Source organism: Paraburkholderia aromaticivorans (assembly GCF_012689525.1).
Lineage (GTDB): Bacteria > Pseudomonadota > Gammaproteobacteria > Burkholderiales > Burkholderiaceae > Paraburkholderia > Paraburkholderia aromaticivorans_A.
Genome location: NZ_CP051514.1, coordinates 219,185 through 237,131, shown reverse-complemented (window position 1 = coordinate 237,131; position 17,947 = coordinate 219,185). Strand labels below are relative to the sequence as shown.

Genomic DNA, 17,947 nt, shown 5'->3' with positions numbered 1-17,947 from the left:
GTCAAGCCACCTCTTCCAGTTGCGTCTGATGCGCGCATTCGATCCGGGCTACTTCTGCCGCTGGAACGTAATAATCCACATCCTGATCGTAGGCACGGACAAGGAAGGTACCCACGATACCCACCAGACCAACGATCGACAGAAGCCACATATGCCATACGAGACCAAAGCACAGCAGGAGACCAAATGCTGAAATGATCACGCCCGCGCCCGTATTTCTCGGCATGTGGATGTCCTCGTAGTGCTCAGGCCGGCTGTTCGCACGACCGGTTTCCTTGTCCTCCCAATGCTGCTCAAGGGAGCTGATGTGCGGAACAACGGCAAAGTTATAGAACGGCGGCGGCGACGCAGTGGCCCACTCCAGGCTGCGCCCATCCCACGGATCGCCCGTCAGGTCGCGATTCTTCTCTCGATCCCGGACGCTGACGAACAGTTGAATGCCCAGCGCCGCGATGCCGGCTGCAATCACGCACGCGCCGATGAATGCCACCACCAGGTACGGATGCCATGCGGGGTTATCGTAATGATTCATGCGACGCGTCATGCCCATGAAGCCGAGCACATAGAGCGGCATGAAGGCAAGATAGAAGCCAATCAGCCAGCACCAGAACGAAACCTTCCCCCAGAACTCGTTGAGGGTGAAGCCAAAGACCTTCGGGAACCAGAAGTTCATGCCGGCGATGCATCCGAACACCACGCCGCCAATAATCACGTTATGGAAGTGCGCGATCAGGAACAGACTGTTGTGAAGCACAAAGTCAGCGCCCGGCACGGCAAGCAGCACACCGGTCATCCCGCCTATGGCGAATGTGATCATGAAGCCGATCGTCCAGAGGGTTGCCGAGTGATAGCGAACCCTGCCGCGGTACATGGTGAACAGCCAGTTAAACAGCTTCACGCCGGTCGGAATCGAAATGATCGACGTCATGATCCCGAAGAACGCGTTGACGTTAGCGCCGGAGCCCATCGTAAAGAAATGATGCAGCCATACGAAGAACGACAGGATGCCGATCGACGTCGTCGCGTACACCATTGACGTGTAGCCGAACAAAGGCTTGCGCGAGAACGTCGCAATGATTTCCGAGAACATCCCGAAGCATGGCAGGATCAGGATGTAGACCTCGGGGTGGCCCCAGACCCAGATGAGGTTGATGTACATCATCGGATTGCCGCCCAGCTCGTTCGTGAAGAAGTGCATGCCGAGATAACGGTCCGCCGCCAGCAGTGCCAACGTCGCGGTTAATACCGGAAATACCGCAACCACCAAAACGTTCGTCACGAGCGCCGTCCAGGTGAACACAGGCATTTTCATAAGGTTCATGCCGGGCGCGCGCATGCGCAGGATCGTGACGATAAAGTTGATACCGGTCAGGGTCGTTCCCACCCCCGATATCTGCAACGCCCATATGTAGTAGTCGACGCCGACCGTTGGACTGTAGCCAAGCTCGGAGAGCGGCGGATATGCGACCCAGCCCGTCGCGGCAAAATCGCCGACGAACATTGACATCATGACAAGCACTGCGCCGACGGCCGCAAGCCAGAAACTCAGCGAATTGAGGAACGGGTATGCCACATCGCGAGCGCCGATCTGCAAAGGCACGATGACGTTCATCAGGCCAAACAGGAAAGGTGTGGCCATGAAGAAAATCATGATCACGCCGTGCGCCGTAAAGATCTGGTCGTAATGGTGAGGAGGCAGATAGCCGGCAGAACCGCCGTAAGCAATAGCCTGCTGGGCGCGCATCATGATCGCGTCGGCAAAGCCGCGCAGAAGCATCACCAGCGCGAGGATGATGTACATCACGCCGATACGCTTATGGTCGACTGACGTGAACCATTCAGTCCAAAGATACTTCCACTTTCCATAGTAGGTGATGGCGCCGAGCAAAGCGGCGCCGAGGATCGCCACAACTGCCAGCGTTCCCATGATGATTGGCTCATGGTACGGAATGGCATCAAGAGATAGTTTTCCGAACATAGATGGCTACTCCACAGTCTTTTCGTGTGCTTGTTGCATGGTCATATGCGCCATCGGCTCGCGATCGCCCGCCGGATGACCCATGTACTGGTTCACTATGCCCTCGAACAGACCCGGAACCACGCCTGTATAGACCGTCACCGGGTTCTTTTCGGTTGGCTTCTCCAGTGCGTGGTACGTCGTTGTATCCAGCGTCAGCGGCGATTGCCGCGCCTGACTGATCCAGTCGTCGAACGCCCGACGATCGGTGGCAACGGTTTCGAAATGCATGTCTGAGAACCCCGGCCCGCTGTAGGCTGCGGACAATCCGGCGTAGATCCCCGGACTGTTCGCGATCAGGTGCAGCTGCGTTTGCATGCCCGCCATCGTGTACACCTGACTGCCTAGTTGAGGCACGAAAAAGGAATTCATCATCGACTCGGATGTGAGTTTGAAGTCGATGGGCGTGTCAACTGGAATCGCTAGCCGGTTGACCGAAGCGACGCCGTAATCCGGGTAAATAAACAGCCACTTCCAGTTCAATGCCACCACCTCCACCCGCACGGGCTTGACGTCCGACTCCAGCGGCCTGTACGGGTCGAGCGAATGGGTCGTGCGCCAGATGAGCACAGCGAGAATGGCCACGATCACGCATGGAATGGTCCATACGATCACCTCGATCTTCGTCGAGTGCGCCCACTTGGGGGCGTAGGTGGCACTGGTGTTCGACTCGCGATAGCGCCACGCGAAATACAGCGTCAGCGCAATGACGGGGATAACAACCAGCAACATCAGGACCAGAGCCACAATAATCAGGGTCTTTTCCTGCGCGCCAATGGCACCTTTCGGCGCGAGCAGGTCCATATGGCATCCGCCCAGCATGAGCAGCGTGCCGCAGCACAGACCGCGTCCCACTGAAGTCAGCGATTGCGCGACAACCTGCCCCGCGCCTTGCACTTGCTGCTCGAGGTCTGCGATCAACGACTTTTCCGCAAAGACTGTGTTGCCTTTGACTTTTTGCACCGCCGGATTGCATCCGGACTGCAGCGTGGCTGCCATCATTGCCAACCGCTTGCTCAATCGGCGCCAAACTTTCTCGATCATTTTTTCTCCCGCTTTGTGAGTCTCGATGGCGCGACCGCTGCGCGCTTTCGCCGACCTGGCGCCCCGAAGATTAGATCTTTTCGTTTGCAATTTCACCCGGAAATCCGGACATACACTTTTACAAAAACCCGCATGTGACAGATCGCCGCGCCCGCCATATCCGCGCTCGCAAACCGGTATTCAATGTTTTCGCCAGCCAGACGAAGGACGCGTCGGTTGACCACCGTCAATCTGGGGCCAGCCGGAAAAGTGGAAACCGACATTCCAAAAACTCACGATTGGAGGCATACATGGATCAATCGCCAATGCCGTGACGGGACTGTGAAGCTTCAGTGACCACCCCGTCCGTCTATCAGACGCCGCGCGTCGCCCTCCATATCATTGGAGACAGGCAAGAGACGGGGCAAACTGAGCGTGGTGCTGAGGCTCGCAAGCTGGAGCGTGTGGCGACATCAGCAGCCGTTGACGGAGATCACAGCTGGATTCGCCCGGTCCGGCGGTAGCTGCCCGAAGCAAGATGGCGCGCGATTTCCTCAAACCTCCCAGCGGAACGCTCCTGCCCCATGGAGCGAAGACTCACAGCTTCGCTGCACTGATGGGCATCAGGGGGTCGTCGCTTTCGTGGAAGAGTCATCCCCTTATAAAACATGGTTCAGGGGCCGAGCGCACCCGGCATCGGCGACGCCGACAGGAGACCCGGTCCAGGGAGCCATCCGCTGCGCTGTTTCCGCCCCCCGACCATTCTCCTGCTGAGGATTGACATGAAGGCAACGAAGTCCCCGCGCGCCGGCTGCCCGGCGCAGATTATGGTCGTCCGTCCGCACACTCCGGCGATCGACATCGGCGCGCGGGTTCAGGTCGGCGCACCCACCAGTTGAATCCGCCCATCCTGTCCAGTAATTCGCAAAACGAATTTCATGGAAGACCAGAAGACGAACGACCCGAGAACGAATGAAGCCGGAAGAAAGCGCTAATAGAAACGGCAATGGACAGGCACAGGGCGCGGCGAAGGCACGGGCCTCCCTGAGCTGGATGCCTGAATTGCGGTCCTACCGATTAATGTAGAAATCCTCACCGTCACTGTCAGCTCTCCGACTACCCTTTTCTTTTACGGATGACACCCAGACGCCTCGCGAAATATTACGCATCCAGGAAGAGTATTTTGTGGCAGAGGCGCCCATTGCCTGCCATCCGACTGAGTAGAATTACCGCAGCTATCGCAAAATGGTTTGCGGGATGCGGATGGTCATTCGATCAAATTCCGTGTGTACCCGTTACCAATTGATGAACGAATGAAAGCACTCTGCCCTCTACAACACCGCGCTTCTCTCGTCTTGGTAAGACAGTCCCGCCGAAAGACAAGTCAGGACCGCTTCGCACGGCATCGATCGCACAGGCTCGCGGCGCCAGGGATGCAGCGACAGGGCAACCTGTTCGGGCAGCGGACACGCAATTCGAGGGACTGTCGCTAATCAGCTGCAATTCAGGAGCCTCGCTTACATGAAATTCGGATCGGCTAAGCGGCCTGCGTACTGGAGGCGAGGAACGCTCGTCTCGCTTTTCTGTTCGCCTGGCTTATCAGGCAACCAGACCGGCAATTCCCGAAGGACGTTCGGCTTCTGTAGCGAAATTCGGGAACCGGTGTGTGCAGTCTTGAGCGAGTCGATATTTCGATGCCTGCTGATGCTTTACATGCGCAGTATCAGATCCGAAGCGCCGCCTGCAACGACACGGACGTCATCGGGTTCTCCGTCGTGGATGAAGAAGCTCGCTCCTGGCGATAACGGACGCGCTGGTTGTCGGCGTGCCATCGCCGGTTCGTTAGCCGCTTCATCCGACTCATCGAGAGTTATTGAAATCGACTTCAGGCGCAGGTCTGAAGCCCGTCATCTTCCGGCGCCACAAACCAGCCCAGCATCCGGGCCAGATCCGGCGCGCGGGAGAACCAGGAACTATACGTGCGATGAACTACAGGAAATTTCCGTCAGCCCATTCCCGACACGATCAGGATAACTGCGAGGAAACGGTGTTCCGGTTCCTCGCGGAGCCGGCCTCAGTCAACTTGGGTGGCAAAGTTCACGGCGGCTCGCTGATGCAGCGGATCGACGAAACCGGCTACGTTGTGGGGCCACCCGATCTGGAAGCCGTTGCGTGACAGTCAGCGTCGGCAACATACAGTTTCGCCGTCCAGTCCGCGTCCGCGACCTCGTCGAACCGCGCGCGCGAACCATGACAACGGGGCGTACCGTATTCATATTCACGTGACGGTAGAGACGGCCGACCACTGGTCTCAGAAACGTGGCCTTACGACTGAGTGTCTCATGGTGTTCGTAGCGGTCGACGAAGCCCGTCGCCCTATTCCAGTGCCCGAATTCGTGCCGAGGTCCGAGGAGAAAAAGCGCTGGCTCAATACGCGACTGACGTTGGGGGGCTGTCGCGCTAAGGCGAAGCGGTAGTATTCGAGGCTGACAAATATGCTTTGGCCGCCCGGTGAAGAAAACGCAGACACCGCGAAAGACGCTTGCTCCGGGCATCGCCCGGGTGCTGAAGCGCCTGCACTGTCCGCTCGATGTGACGTTGCTGTGCGTGCGGTGGTAAGTCATCTATTCGCTCAGTTTGCGTAATCTTGAAGAGATGATGGCCGAGCGCGGTATCGCGGTCGATCATTCGACAGTGCATCGCTGGGTGATTAAACTGGTACCGCTGTTCGAGAAGGCGTTTCGCCGTCACCAGCGGCCCGTCAGCAAGAGTTGGCAGATGGACGAAACGTATATCACAGGGCGGCCTCAAATCTGAAGTGCAACACCGTTTCGTATAAGGTGTTGCGATGCACGAAAGAACTCAGTACCAGCAACTTCAACCTGAAGAGCGCCTCATCATTGCAAGCCTGCATCTACAGGGTTCGAGTATCCGGGCCATGGCCCGGATACTCGGGCGCTCGCCGGCCACCGTTAGCCGTGAACTGACGCGAAACAGCTCTCCTGCGGGTTACGCATCGGTGCCGGCTGAAGCGCTCCGCGCCGCACGCCGCAGCGCGGGCCGCCGCCCCACAAAGCTTTGCCTGCAAAGCGTTTGCTGGCGCATTGTTCTTACCCTGCTCGAGTGGAAATGGTCACCCCAGCAGATATCGGGCACACTCAAGCGTATGTATCCGACTGACCCGACCCAGCAGGTTTCGCACGAAACCATCTACACGGCCATCTACGCCCAGCCGCGCGGCGAACTGCGCAGACAGCTCATTGCCTGTCTGCGCCATGGTCACAGCACGCGTATGCCGCGCACACGGGGCACAGACCGACGCGGACAGATTCCGGACATGGTCAGTATTCATGTGCGGCCGCCCGAAATCGAGGACCGGCTGCTGCCTGGACACTGGGAAGGCGACTTCATCAAGGGGGCTGGCAACCAGTCCTCGGTAGGCGTTCTGGTCGAACGGACCAGCCGCCTGGTGCTGCTCGCAAAGATGGAAGATGCCACCGCAGCGTCGGCGCTGGCGGGCTTCTCCGTCAAGCTCAATTCGATTGTCGCGCCACTACGGCAGAGCTTCACCTACGACCAGGGCAAAGAAATGTCGCGCCATAAAGAGCTCACCGCCGCGACCGGCGTGCAGGTGTACTTCTGCGACCCGCACAGTCCATGGCAAAGGGGCACCTGCGAAAACACCAACGGGCTGCTGCGACAGTATCTGCCCAAAGGCACCGACCTTTCTGTCTACAGTCAGGACGAACTCGACGCCATCGCCGACAGTCTGAACAGCCGGCCTCGTGCGACTCACGACTTCCATTCACCATTCGAGGTCTTCGCCGCGACCCTTGCATCAGCAAGCCAACCTCAAGGCTCTAAACATTAATCCCGCTGTTGCGCTTCACCCTTGAAACCGCCCAGTCAAAGGCCTGTGGAAGTATCTCTACCGGGCAGTGGACAAGGCGGGTAAAACCATTGATTTCCTATTTAGAGCCGCGCGCGACAAGGTGGCAGTGCGTCGCTTCTTTGAAAAGTCGATCGCTCAGAATGGCGCGCCCGAGACGGTGACCATAGGCAAAAGCGGCGTCAATCTGGCCGCGTTGCACGCTATAAATGCTGAGCGCGAAATGCCATCCACATCCGTCAGGTCAAGTACCTGAACAACGTGGTCGAACAGGACAATTGGGCCAACAAACGAATCACCCAGCCGATGCTGGGGTTCAAGGATTTCCACTGCGCGCGCGTCATTCTGAGCGACATCGAATTAATGCACATGATCAAAAAATGGCAGATGTAATGTCCGGCAGAGACTCCATCTCTCGCACGGCAGTTCTACTCTCTCGTTCCGTAAGCAATCCTCCGCATATCGCCATTGCTTGATCTGCTGACCTTACTGCGACGGAACCGCTACCGGAAAGACTAACCACGCAAGTCGACACAAAAAGATAAGTGTTCATTCCGGTACGGAAGGTGTTAGGCAGCCGCAGCCGGTACTTTGCCGGCTTCAAACTCGGGCGTTGCTTCCTGCGCATTGGAAAAGCCGAACGAACTCATCCGTGTGCAGGTCGCCCCATTGTTGCCGCGCGAGCTGGTCGATTGTCAGCAATCTATGCGCATCATTGAAAGTCCGATTTGGGGCGGTCACTGCCTGCTGGCGATCGGCTGCACGGGGTCGCTATGCAAAGGTTTACATAGCCACCCCTATGCTCAGGTCGCAACTATGCGCAGATGGTCGGTGGCTGACGACGCGGACCCAAGTGTTGCAAAGCGTTGGCAAGGCGAACGGGTAAAGATCTGGACATAGTTCTCATCTACGGATGCAGTGGTGGTCCCACTTCTGGAGATCACCATGGGCATCGATCGCCGCTCCCACCGCACTGAGATAGACCATTTCCCCGACGGGCCGATCGGGCCATGCATTAGTGCGTTCAAGCAGTACCTGAGGCAACGCCGGTACGCTGTAAAGACGGTCGTTACCTATCTTCGCTGCATCACGCATTTCGCTCAATGGGCGCACTTCGGGCACCGTCGGCGGCGAAGGATCGACGAAGTGTTGATTGCTGAGTTCCTCGACGAGCATCTGCAGCAGTGCGAGTGCGCCGGCACGATCCGACGCGATCGGGGTGACCACAGCGCGGCGCTAGGACATCTGCTCGTGGTGTTGCGCGCTCAGGGCGTCATCGCGGTGCCCGCAGACCGTGCAACACCGGTAGACGAGGAACTGCGCCGCTACGACGAGTACATGGATCACGTGCGCGGCCTGGCGCCTGAGACGCGGAGCATAGCCCTGCGCATCGTCGGACGGTTGCTGACGGCTCGTTTCGGCGAGGGTGCCGTCGACGTCGCCGCGATCAAGCCCGAGCACGTTCGGCGTTTCTTCGCCGGTCAAGCGAAGCTCTATAGCAAACCGGCGAATGCTGGGTCGGTCGTGGCATCGCTGCGCGGCTACTTCCGCTATCGCGCCTCGCTCGGCGATCTTATCCACGGACTGTTGGGCGCTGTGTCCTATCCTGCTAACTGGTCGCTGTCCTCGTTGCCCAAGTCGCTGACGGCGGAAGAGGTCGAGCGGTTGATCAGATCGCTCGGCCAACAGGGCCGCTCGATGAGACGAGCCGACGCCATCGTGCGCTGTGCGCTCGACCTCGGACTGCGCAGCGGCGAGATCGCCCGCCTTAGCCTAGACGATATCGACTGGCAAGCCGGTACGCTTGTCCTGCGCCACACCAAGGGACGCCGCGAGGATCTGCTGCCGCTACCTGCCACTACCGGCGAAGCCATCGCGGCCTACCTCAAGCAGGAGCGTCCCAAGACTTCCAATCGGGCCGTCTTCGTCCGCCATGTCGCGCCCCGCGACCAGCCCGCTGGTGCCGATCTCGTTCGCAAGACGATCCGCCAAGCCTTCGCCCGCGCCGGCCTTCCTTACACACGCTCGCATCTGCTGCGCCACACGATGGCCAACCGCTTGCTGGCCGGTGGCTCCTCGCTGAAGGAAGTCGCCGACGTCCTGCGTCACCGCTCGCTGAACACGACCATGATCTATGCCAAGCTCGATAGCCGCAAGTTGGTCGAGGTCGCGCTGCCATGGCCGGGGAGTGCAGCATGAGCACGCCGACTTCTGTGCAAGCACGCGTCGAACAGTTTCTGGTCGAGCGTCGCCAACTGGGCTTCTCCGATGATGGCTACGTCCTACGCAGCTTCGCGCGCCATGTCCACACTGCCGGTCATCGCGGCGCCTTGAAGGTGGAATTCATGGCCGCCTGGGCTCGAAGCGACCGCCACGAGGGCAATGACCCACGGACCTGGGCGCGGCGGCTGAAGAGGTTGCGCACGTTCCTGCGCTGGCTGCAGCAGTTCGAGCCGTGCACTGAGGTACCCGACGATTCGATCTTCGGACGGTTGCCGGCGCGGCAAGCGCCACACATCTTCAGCGAAGAAGAGATAGTTGACCTACTTGCTCGCTCGCGCCGACTCGGGCCTTCGCCGGGGCTCCGCGGTGCCGTCTACGAAACGCTGTTTGGATTGATCGCCGCCACGGGGCTGCGGATCGGCGAGGCGCTGTCGCTGCGCAACGGCGACATTGATCTCAAGGACGGGATGCTGACCATCCGTCGGGCCAAGTTCGGCAAGTCGCGCCAGGTTCCTATGCACCCAAGCACCGTGGATTGCTTGCGCCGGTATTGCTTGCAGCGCGACTTGACCGAGGGGCCGCCGGCGGAAGATGGCCCATTGTTCGTCAGCACCCGCGGTCGACGACGAGGTCTGCCACTCGGCGAGCGTCAGGTGCATCGCGTCTTCCGCGACCTAAGGAATCTCTGCAAAAGTCCTGGCGTCGACGCGCGGGTGGACTATCCTGGAAGATAGGAAAGTTTAAGGGGTTCTTCAATGACGCAACTTGGCCTTGGTCTGGATCTGTCAACGAAACGTACGCGCAAACGGGAATTTCTCGATGAGATGAGACGCGTCGTGCCATGGTCGAGGTTGATTGCGTTGATCGAACCGCACTATCCGAAGGGAAAGACTGGACGGCCGCCGTTCCCCATTGCGACGATGCTGCAGATCCACTTCATGCAGCAGTGGTTTGGTCTGTCAGACCCGGCGATGGAAGAAGCGCTTTATGACGTACCACTGTATCGTGAATTTGCGGGGCTGGACGAGGGGATGACGCGTTTGCCGGACGAGAGCACGATTCTCCGGTTCCGCCACCTGCTCGAAACGCACGGCCTGGCTGTGCAGATGCTCACGTTGGTCAATGAGATCCTGAGCGAGAAAGGCTTGATGCTTAAAACGGGGTCGGCGGTCGACGCTACCTTGATCTCTGCACCCAGCTCGACGAAGAACGGCTCTGGTACGCGAGACCCGGAAATGCACCAGACGAAGAAGGGAAATCAATGGTACTTCGGGATGAAAGCGCATGTCGGCGTGGACGCAGAGTCGGGCCTGGTGCACACCGTCATCGGTACAGCGGCCAACGTTCACGACATCAATGCGGCCGAAGCGTTGTTGCACGGCGAGGAAACGGATGTGTACGCTGACGCCGCATATCGGGGTATCGAAAAGCGCTGCAAGGCAAAGACGGTTCGTTGGCATATCGCGATGCGGCCAGGCAGGCGTAGACAACTTGACCTGAATGATAGTCTGGACGCGATATTCGATCAGATTGAACGCCTGAAGGCTGGCATCCGCGCCAAGGTCGAACATCCGTTCCGAGTCCTCAAACAGCAGTTTGGCTACACGAAGACCCGGTACCGGGGTTTGATGAAAAACACCGCTCAGATCACGACACTATTTGCGCTGGGTAACCTGTGGATGGCACGTAAGGCTTTGCGCAAAGCGTGAAATGCTCCGAGATTGAGGCCACAAGTCTCAGCAAACAGGGGCGTCGCGGTTCTAAAGCCGGCCGATAAACCTGTCGGCAGATTCTCGTGGCTGACTTGGTTCAAGTGGCACAACGTCGGCGCTCTGAAAACGAGTTGTGCAGACGTTCCCTAAGCCAGCAGCTGAGCTGGGGCAACCGCGGAGCGCATCATGCCCCACGCATTCATGACCTGCGGCATAACTCCGAGGCCAAGATTATTCCGAGTGCGACCTTTCTGGGCGCGGGATTCCCGGCACTGCGTTGCGGAGAGGCGGTGCCGGTACTCGGAATTATTAGAGGTTCTTCAGGAATTGCATGAGCCGATCATCAGGTCGGTATCGAGATATCTGGACTTTCCTGTTTGACGTTTTAGCAAGTGCGCGCTCCTTCAGTTGCATGTCTGCATGCAGATAGATCGCTGTTGTTTCGGGCGATTCGTGCCCCAGCCATAGTGCGATCACGGTTTGTTCGGCCCCGTGATGGAGCAGATCCATGGCCAGGGTGTGCCTCAATACATGCGGAGTCACGCGTTTATGCACGAGTGATGGACAGTGCTGGCACGCGATACGGAGATGCTTGTCCAACATGTATTGCAAGGCATCATGGCTTAACGCGGTTCCGCGCGTGGTCGGAAAGACTGGCTCATGAGGCTTGCCTTGTCGCTCACGCAGCCAACTGCGCAACACCAGAACGGTGGCTTTACCCAATGGCGTGCAACGGCGCTTCCGACCCTTGCCTTCGCATCGAACGTGCGCGCCGATGCCAAGCAAAACATCTTCACAGTGAATCCCGATAAGCTCAGCGGCGCGCAGGCCGGTCTGGACAGCCAACGTCAAAAGCGCGTGATCACGGCGACCAGACCATGTCGTAAGATCGGGTGCGGCAAGCAGCGCATCGACCTCAACCTGAGTCAGATAAGCGATGGGGCTGCGCGTGTAGCGCTTGCTTGGCATCGCCAGGACGCGTTGCGCCACCGCGCTATGCTCCGGCGCGTGCAACGCCACGTAGCGGAAGAAGGAATGGATTGCAGCGAGACGCACGTTGCGACTGCGGGCGCTATTCTTTCGTTCGTGCTCCAGGTAATCGAGGAATGCGCCCAACAGCGGCGTGTCAAGTTCTGAGACCGTCAGATTTGAAGGCGCCTTGCCGAGACGTCTTTGCGCGTACTGGAGAAGCAGCCGAAAGGTGTCCCGATAGCTCGCGACGGTGTAGGAACTCGCCTGACGCTGCTGCATGAGCCGATCCATGAAGAACGCCTGCAGAAGCGGAAGTTTTCCAGCTAGTTGTCGCCTCGACGTTTTGAATTCAGGCTGCTTTTAATTCCTGGTTACGGGGTCGTCGAATGTTGACCGTCGGCTCAGCACGATCGGGATTCAGATGCACGACATGAACGCGCTGCCAGTCCCGCGTGGCACCTTTCCATCGTAGCGGATGACGTTCGCGCGCACCCTCGTAGAGCGCCTTGCGGCGCTCGAGGATGTCCTGATCAAGATTCGCATGGCGCTGGGCCGGCGTCACGAAACGGATCGCACTGTGGCGGTGTTCGTGGTTGTACCAGCGCACCAGTTCTGCAACCCAGGTGCGGGCGGCGAACAGGGTATCGAATGCCTCTAACGGATAAGCGGGCCGGTACTTCAGCGTTTTGAACAACGATTCCGAATAGGGGTTGTCGTTGCTCACGCCGGGGCGACTCAACGACGGCATCACGCCCAAGGCCTGCAAGGTGGCAAGCATCGTGGCGCCCTTCATTGGGCCGCCGTTGTCGGAGTGCAAAATTACCTGGTTGGGCTGTATCGCCTCACGCGCGCATAGATCCTTGAGCACCTCGCTGGCCTGGGCGCTACTCTCTTCGGCGTAGACCTGCCAGCCGACGATCTTGCGGCTGAACACGTCCATAAACAGATACAGATAAAAGTACTGCCCGCGGATCGTCGCCGGCAAGTACGTGATGTCCCAACTGTAAAGCTGATTCGGCGCGTCCGCGCGAACCGCTCGTGGTTTGCCGCATGATTTGACCGGCCGTTCACTGCGCCGATGGGCAAGCTGCTTCTCGGCTTTCAGCACCCGATAGAACGTCGACTCCGAGGCGATATAGCGTTGCTGGTCAGCCAGCCGAGGCACGATCTGGCTCGGCGGCAAATGACCAAACTCGGCCGAGTTCGCAACTGCCAGCAGCTCGGTGCGTTCCTCGGCGCTCAGCTTGTGAGATGGCTCATGGTGTCGTAACGAGCGCCCGTCCACCGCGTCAGGTTCGCCACCTTGCCAACGCTGAACCGTCCGTGCGCTCAGCCCCAGCATCTCACACGCGGGCGCCTGGCGAGCCCCCGCCAGGGTCGCCTCGCTGATCAGGCCGATCAATGTCTTGCGCTCTTCAAGGGCTGTCATTCGGCCTCGCCCTCGAACAGCGCACGATACTTTTTTTGCAGCACCAACAGCGCCGCCGCCTCCGCCAGCGCTTTCTCCTTGCGGTTCAATTCGCGCTGTAATTGGACATTGGCTTGCTTCAGATCCCGTACTTCCTGGCCGTTCTCACGCCGACCGCCGGTCCCGCCGACGGCGCAAAAATCCATGCGCCACTGCGTGAGATGATGAGCGAACAGCCCCCGCTCACGACACCACGCGTTCAGTGCTTCGTCGACCAGGCCGTGGCTCTCATGCAAAGCCAGCAGCCGTTCTTCCGGCGACCAGTCTTCTGGACGTTTTGCTAGTCCGGAGCCTGAGCTCCGACCCGCAGCGGCGCTACCTCTCATCCACTTCCTTAATGTCAGTAAATTCATGTTCAATTCGTCGGCCACCGATCCAACCGTGCGGCTCCCGCGCTGCAAAACTTTCGACAGCGCTTGCTCTTTGAACTCGACAGAATACGTTTGTTTCGCCTTCAACCTGCACCTCTGACTCTTCAATTTAAGAAAATTCAGAGGCGACAACTATTGTGACACCGGGGGGAAGTGCGGGGAGCGTGCTGATAGTACTCATGGCCGTAGTCCTTGTCTGGAGCGTTCCACGAAGCGCAGCGCATAGCGCAGCAACTCGGGCGTCGCTGTCAAATACCAGTACGTGTCTGTGATATGCGCGTGCCCGAGGTAGGCCGACAGAAACGGCAGGCGTTGCTCGACATCGACACCGCGTCGATACCAGTTGAGCAGCGTGCGAGTGGCCAGCCGGTGACGCAGATCGTGCAGACGAGGCCCTCGGGAGTCGCCGGCACCGCGTAGGCCGATCTCATGCGACAGCTTCACAAAGGTCCATCGCACGCACCATTCTGTTAAACGGGTTCCGTGTTCCGAGACAAAAAAGCTCGGTGTTTCGAAATCGCTGCACAAGCGATCCCGCAGGACTGCGTAGCGCTGCAGTGCCCGTTGTGTGGAAACGTGGAGCGGTACATAGCGCATCTTGCCAAACTTCGCGCCACGGATCGTCAACACTCCGTTGGCCAGATCGACGTCGTTGCGATCAAGTTGCAAGGCCTCGTTGACTCGTAGCCCCGTAGTTGCGTAGAGGCCGAAGAGCGTGAAGAATGTAAGAGGCCTCAGGCCAGTGAGAGTCGGAAGGCGGCGGGCGGCAGCAAGCAACCGTGTGATCTCTTCGTCGCGGTAAAGGTATGGAGCTGGACGATGGTACCGGTGGGGAAGCAGGTCTGCCGGCGGTACGGCGTTGCGCGGATCGTTTGCGCCGCAATACTGCGCGAAACGACGCAACATGCCGAGGCGGTTTGCCCACTGGGCGGGTTGTGCGGTGGCCGGCTGCATCGCCCATGCAACTGCGAGCTCGGTCGTGATGTATTCTGCACCCTCTCGAGAAGCGAAGTCGACAAAGCCTTGTAGCAGTCGGCCGGATAGGCGCAGCTTGAACCCGAGAGCGCGACGGACTGCGAGGTACTCATCGAGTGCGATCTGTAACTTGATCATGATGCACCTCCCGGCCACGGCAGCGCGATATTACGTAGCGCTGCGATGTCCACTTTGGCGTAAATCTGTGTAGTTGTCGGCTGCCGGTGACGCAGCAGTTGACCAATCTCACCCAGCGTCGCACCGCGGCGAAGCAGATTGGTGGCAAGGGAATGGCGGAACAGGTGCGCCCCCTTGAACTCAGGGGCAAGACCGGCCCGACCAAGGGCGCGGCGAACAATGCAGCAGATCGCGACCGACGCGGCAAGCCCCTGGTGCGGAGCCTTCATCCGAATGAACACCCGACGCGTCGCACACGCGGGACGGACGTCACAAAGATAGCTCGCCAATGCCGCGCCAACCTCCGAGGGCATTGGCAAGCGTTCCAGTCGCTGACCTTTGCCCCGAACGACGAACTCGCCACGCTCCCAGTCCAGATCGTCCAGCGTCATGGCCAGCACCTCGCCGCCCCGCAACCCGAGTCGGGCCAGGAGCAGCAAGATCGCATAATCGCGCTTGCCGGCCGGTGTGCTGCGATTGCAGCAGGCGAGCAATCGTTCGACCTGATCGGGAAGCAACGACCTGGGCAGATGTGACAGTCTCCAGCATGCCACCCCAGGCAGAGTGGAAGCCAGGTCTGTCTGGATAGCGCCACGCTGCAGTAGAAATCGAAGGAACGAGCGCAGCGCGGTGACGACTGTCTTGCCCTGGTTGCGACTCACACGCTGGATCTCACGGAGAATGAAATCGTGCAGATCCTGCGGCCGCAACTGGCCAGGATGCGGAACCTTGCACCCAAATCGCTCATCAAGGAAGCGCCGGATGACGAGCTGGTATCTGACGACAGTTGAGAGTGACAGGCCACGCTCAGTATAGAGAAATGCTTCGAACTCGAGAATAAGGCGGTTCGATCGGGCTCGATCGAGCCTCTGTGCTGCCGGAGCGATGTCACCGCGGTCGCGAAGGTACGTGAGAAATTGCTGACCAGTAGCGAGATCGCCTCGTCGTATGCTGTTCTGGAGCCGGCGAGCTTCCTGGAACTGTCTTAGCCGCGCCTCATTTAGGTTTGCCAAAGGAATCTGACGCCGTTCGAGCCATCGGCTCAGCGCGGCTAGAAAATCACACTTTGTGTGGACTGTGTTCGCCGCATACCCCGTCCGCGAAAGTTGAGCAGTAAAACCGCCAACGTGGGCGGCCAGCGGCCCGCTGCAAAACTGTCGATCGGGAGAGGTTGTTCCACCGTGGCAAGTGAGCATCATCATGACGCCTCCTTAAGAATCCGGAAATATTCCCGGATGGAGACAACAGAATAATGCCGAGAAAATGAGCGGCGTTTCCGAGCTCAGTCGAGCAACGACGCCTCATACCGACGACTATCGAGATCGGACTCGGAATAATCTTGGCCTCGGAGTTATGCCGCTAATTCCGCAAGCGGAATTATCGCCACACCTTCGTCGTGCGCCGCATCGTGCAGTGGCAGGCCCAGGGCGTCGACATCGATCAGGCCATGCTGTCGCTGTCGACCTACGTGGGACATACGATGGTTACCAACACCTACTGGTACCTCTCGGCGGTGCCCGAGTTGATGGCGCTGGCTGCCGGACGTTTCAAGTCGTTCACGGCCAAGGGGGAGGTGCAAAATGCGTGAGACCCTAGCCCCGAAGCCGCCTTCGTTCGCTGCGCTGGTCCAGCAATTCTTTACCGAGTACCTGGTCGCGCAGCGGGCGCTCAGTCCGCGTACAGTGGCCTGTTACCGGGATGCCTTGCTGCTGTTTCTGCACTTCGCCTGCCGTCAGCTCGGCAAGGCGCCGACCACGATGCGGCTGGCCGACATCCAACCCGATCTGATTCTGGCCTTCCTTGACCATCTGGAGCAAGATCGGAAGAACTCGGTTCGCAGCCGAAACTTGCGGCTCACCGCGCTGCGCGCGTTCCTGAAGTTCGCCGGCCGCCGCGACGTGACGTCGTTGCACGACGTCGAGCGCGCACTGGCAGTGCCGATGAAGCGTTTCGAGCGGCCGATGCTGAACTACCTCACGCGTGCGGAGATGGTGACCGTACTCGGCCAGCCGGGCGAGAGCTGGTCCTCGCGGCGCGATCACTTGCTACTGACGATGCTCTACAACACAGGGGCGCGTGTCTCCGAGATCATCGGAGTACGGATCGTCGATGTGGTCCTCGACGGTGCAGCGTGCGTGCACCTGCGCGGCAAAGGACGCAAGCTGCGATCGATTCCCCTGTGGGACGCCACCGTCGCCGAGATTCGCAGTTGGTTGCGATCGAATCCAATAATGCGCGGCGAAGCCGCCTTGCTGCCCAACCGGGATGGGCAGGCGATGTCGCGCTCCAACGTCGCGCAACGCCTGGATCTTGCCGTGAGCCGCGCGAGTGTGGAGCAACCCAGCCTCCTCAAGAAGCGCGTTTCACCGCACATCTTGAGACATACGACCGCGATGCACCTGTTGCAAGCGGGCGTTCCATTCAACGTAATCGCCTTGTGGCTCGGTCACGAGAGCCCGATGACAACCCATCGCTACGTCGAGGCTGACCTCGCGATGAAGGAGAAAGCGCTCGGTCGGCTGGAGGCGCCCGATGCCAGGATTCGCCGGTATCAGGCACCCGACGCGTTGATTCGATTCCTGCGGACGCTGTAACTATGCGAAGGTGTCGCCAGCCTCAACCGCACCCCTCAAGGGGCTGGCATCGCCCGCGATGACCATCTGCGCATAGTCGCGACCTGAGCATAGGGCTCGATCAGCGACATTCGAAACGCCGAACTGGACACGACGGCACAAAAACCAGGTAGGCCGCGATTGCGCGCAGGCACGGCCATCGGTTACGGTAACGACACCACAACTACAGGAAGGTCTCGGTAATGAACAAGCAGGAACTGGTGGATGCAGTCGCTTCGGCAATGAATCAGAGCAAGGCCGCGACCGGCGAGATAATCGACGGGGTGATCGCCGCAATCACCACCGCGGTGACGAAGGGCGACACCGTCCAGCTGGTCGGTTTCGGCTCGTTTTCGACGGGCGCCCGCGCCGCGCGGGTCGGTCGCAATCCGGCGACCGGTTCTGAAATTCAGATACCGGCCGCGAAGACCGTGAAGTTCACGGCAGGCAAGGCGTTCAAGGATGCCGTGAACGCGGCCTGACAGCTACTAAGCCGCCGGGCGAGATG

Annotated in this window: 12 protein-coding genes and 4 pseudogenes; 10 read left to right on the top strand and 6 right to left on the bottom strand. The window is 59.3% G+C overall.

All coding sequences use genetic code 11. The features are described from left to right. Position 1 precedes the first annotated feature (1 nt). A complete protein-coding gene (gene cyoB, locus HF916_RS01050) occupies positions 2-1,978 on the bottom strand; it encodes a cytochrome o ubiquinol oxidase subunit I (RefSeq protein WP_168787492.1) in 1,977 nt (658 codons plus the stop codon). Positions 1,979-1,984: 6 nt separating this feature from the next. Continuing rightward, positions 1,985-2,839, bottom strand: a complete 855-nt coding sequence (cyoA, locus tag HF916_RS01045; RefSeq protein WP_168788936.1) for a ubiquinol oxidase subunit II — start codon at positions 2,837-2,839, stop codon at positions 1,985-1,987. 2,185 nt (positions 2,840-5,024) lie between these two features. Between cyoA and HF916_RS01040 the strand changes: the two are divergent. The 7 genes and pseudogenes from HF916_RS01040 to HF916_RS01010 all read left to right on the top strand — a co-directional run bounded on the left by HF916_RS01040 (position 5,025) and on the right by HF916_RS01010 (position 10,861). Then, positions 5,025-5,504, top strand: a pseudogene (locus HF916_RS01040) (acyl-CoA thioesterase). Positions 5,505-5,551: 47 nt separating this feature from the next. Beyond that, positions 5,552-5,851: pseudogene (locus HF916_RS01035) on the top strand (IS6 family transposase); the annotation flags it as partial. 37 nt (positions 5,852-5,888) lie between these two features. After that, a complete protein-coding gene (locus HF916_RS01030) occupies positions 5,889-6,911 on the top strand; it encodes an IS30 family transposase (protein ID WP_168787491.1) in 1,023 nt (340 codons plus the stop codon). A 34-nt stretch (positions 6,912-6,945) separates the two neighbouring features. Then, positions 6,946-7,322: pseudogene (locus tag HF916_RS01025) on the top strand (IS6 family transposase); the annotation flags it as partial. A gap of 552 nt (positions 7,323-7,874) precedes the next feature. Next, on the top strand, positions 7,875-9,128 hold the full coding sequence (locus HF916_RS01020; RefSeq protein ID WP_168787490.1) for a site-specific integrase: 1,254 nt from the start codon (positions 7,875-7,877) through the stop codon (positions 9,126-9,128). Further along, on the top strand, positions 9,125-9,886 hold the full coding sequence (locus HF916_RS01015; RefSeq protein WP_240975276.1) for a tyrosine-type recombinase/integrase: 762 nt from the start codon (positions 9,125-9,127) through the stop codon (positions 9,884-9,886). The genes HF916_RS01020 and HF916_RS01015 overlap by 4 nt, the downstream gene beginning before the upstream one ends. Before the next feature lie 21 nt (positions 9,887-9,907). Further along, positions 9,908-10,861: an IS5 family transposase gene (locus tag HF916_RS01010; RefSeq protein ID WP_168787489.1), complete on the top strand. Its 954-nt coding sequence runs from the start codon at positions 9,908-9,910 to the stop codon at positions 10,859-10,861. A gap of 312 nt (positions 10,862-11,173) precedes the next feature. Here HF916_RS01010 and HF916_RS01005 read toward each other — a convergent pair whose 3' ends face one another. The 4 genes and pseudogenes from HF916_RS01005 to HF916_RS00990 form a co-directional block, all read right to left on the bottom strand. Beyond that, positions 11,174-12,127 (bottom strand): tyrosine-type recombinase/integrase, encoded by a 954-nt coding sequence (locus HF916_RS01005; protein ID WP_168787488.1) that lies wholly within the window; start codon positions 12,125-12,127, stop codon positions 11,174-11,176. A 58-nt stretch (positions 12,128-12,185) separates the two neighbouring features. Beyond that, positions 12,186-13,762 (bottom strand): annotated as a pseudogene (locus HF916_RS01000) (IS3 family transposase). 90 nt (positions 13,763-13,852) lie between these two features. Beyond that, positions 13,853-14,788: a tyrosine-type recombinase/integrase gene (locus HF916_RS00995; protein ID WP_168787487.1), complete on the bottom strand. Its 936-nt coding sequence runs from the start codon at positions 14,786-14,788 to the stop codon at positions 13,853-13,855. Beyond that, positions 14,785-16,029 carry a site-specific integrase gene (locus HF916_RS00990; protein WP_168787486.1) on the bottom strand — a complete coding sequence of 415 codons (1,245 nt, stop codon included), beginning with the start codon at positions 16,027-16,029 and terminating at the stop codon, positions 14,785-14,787. Before HF916_RS00990 ends, HF916_RS00995 begins: the two co-directional genes overlap by 4 nt. Positions 16,030-16,223: 194 nt before the next feature. Here HF916_RS00990 and HF916_RS00985 point away from each other — a divergent pair, with 194 nt between their 5' ends. From HF916_RS00985 to HF916_RS00975, 3 genes are all read left to right on the top strand, one after another. Then, the gene (locus tag HF916_RS00985) at positions 16,224-16,415 is read left to right on the top strand and encodes a hypothetical protein (RefSeq protein ID WP_240975237.1); all 192 of its coding nucleotides are present in this window, start codon (positions 16,224-16,226) and stop codon (positions 16,413-16,415) included. Further along, on the top strand, positions 16,408-17,421 hold the full coding sequence (locus tag HF916_RS00980; protein WP_168787485.1) for a tyrosine-type recombinase/integrase: 1,014 nt from the start codon (positions 16,408-16,410) through the stop codon (positions 17,419-17,421). Before HF916_RS00985 ends, HF916_RS00980 begins: the two co-directional genes overlap by 8 nt. Positions 17,422-17,642: 221 nt before the next feature. Continuing rightward, positions 17,643-17,921 (top strand): HU family DNA-binding protein, encoded by a 279-nt coding sequence (locus tag HF916_RS00975; protein WP_168787484.1) that lies wholly within the window; start codon positions 17,643-17,645, stop codon positions 17,919-17,921. Positions 17,922-17,947: the final 26 nt, after the last annotated feature.

Excerpts from the sequence above, each read along its gene's own strand:
- cyoB (WP_168787492.1), bottom strand. The coding sequence starts at position 1,978 with ATGTTCGGAAAACTATCTCTTGATGCCATTCCGTACCATGAGCCAATC.
- cyoA (WP_168788936.1), bottom strand. The coding sequence starts at position 2,839 with ATGCTGGGCGGATGCCATATGGACCTGCTCGCGCCGAAAGGTGCCATT.
- HF916_RS01030 (WP_168787491.1), top strand. The coding sequence starts at position 5,889 with ATGCACGAAAGAACTCAGTACCAGCAACTTCAACCTGAAGAGCGCCTC.
- HF916_RS01020 (WP_168787490.1), top strand. The coding sequence starts at position 7,875 with ATGGGCATCGATCGCCGCTCCCACCGCACTGAGATAGACCATTTCCCC.
- HF916_RS01015 (WP_240975276.1), top strand. The coding sequence starts at position 9,125 with ATGAGCACGCCGACTTCTGTGCAAGCACGCGTCGAACAGTTTCTGGTC.
- HF916_RS01010 (WP_168787489.1), top strand. The coding sequence starts at position 9,908 with ATGACGCAACTTGGCCTTGGTCTGGATCTGTCAACGAAACGTACGCGC.
- HF916_RS01005 (WP_168787488.1), bottom strand. The coding sequence starts at position 12,127 with ATGGATCGGCTCATGCAGCAGCGTCAGGCGAGTTCCTACACCGTCGCG.
- HF916_RS00995 (WP_168787487.1), bottom strand. The coding sequence starts at position 14,788 with ATGATCAAGTTACAGATCGCACTCGATGAGTACCTCGCAGTCCGTCGC.
- HF916_RS00990 (WP_168787486.1), bottom strand. The coding sequence starts at position 16,029 with ATGATGATGCTCACTTGCCACGGTGGAACAACCTCTCCCGATCGACAG.
- HF916_RS00980 (WP_168787485.1), top strand. The coding sequence starts at position 16,408 with ATGCGTGAGACCCTAGCCCCGAAGCCGCCTTCGTTCGCTGCGCTGGTC.
- HF916_RS00975 (WP_168787484.1), top strand. The coding sequence starts at position 17,643 with ATGAACAAGCAGGAACTGGTGGATGCAGTCGCTTCGGCAATGAATCAG.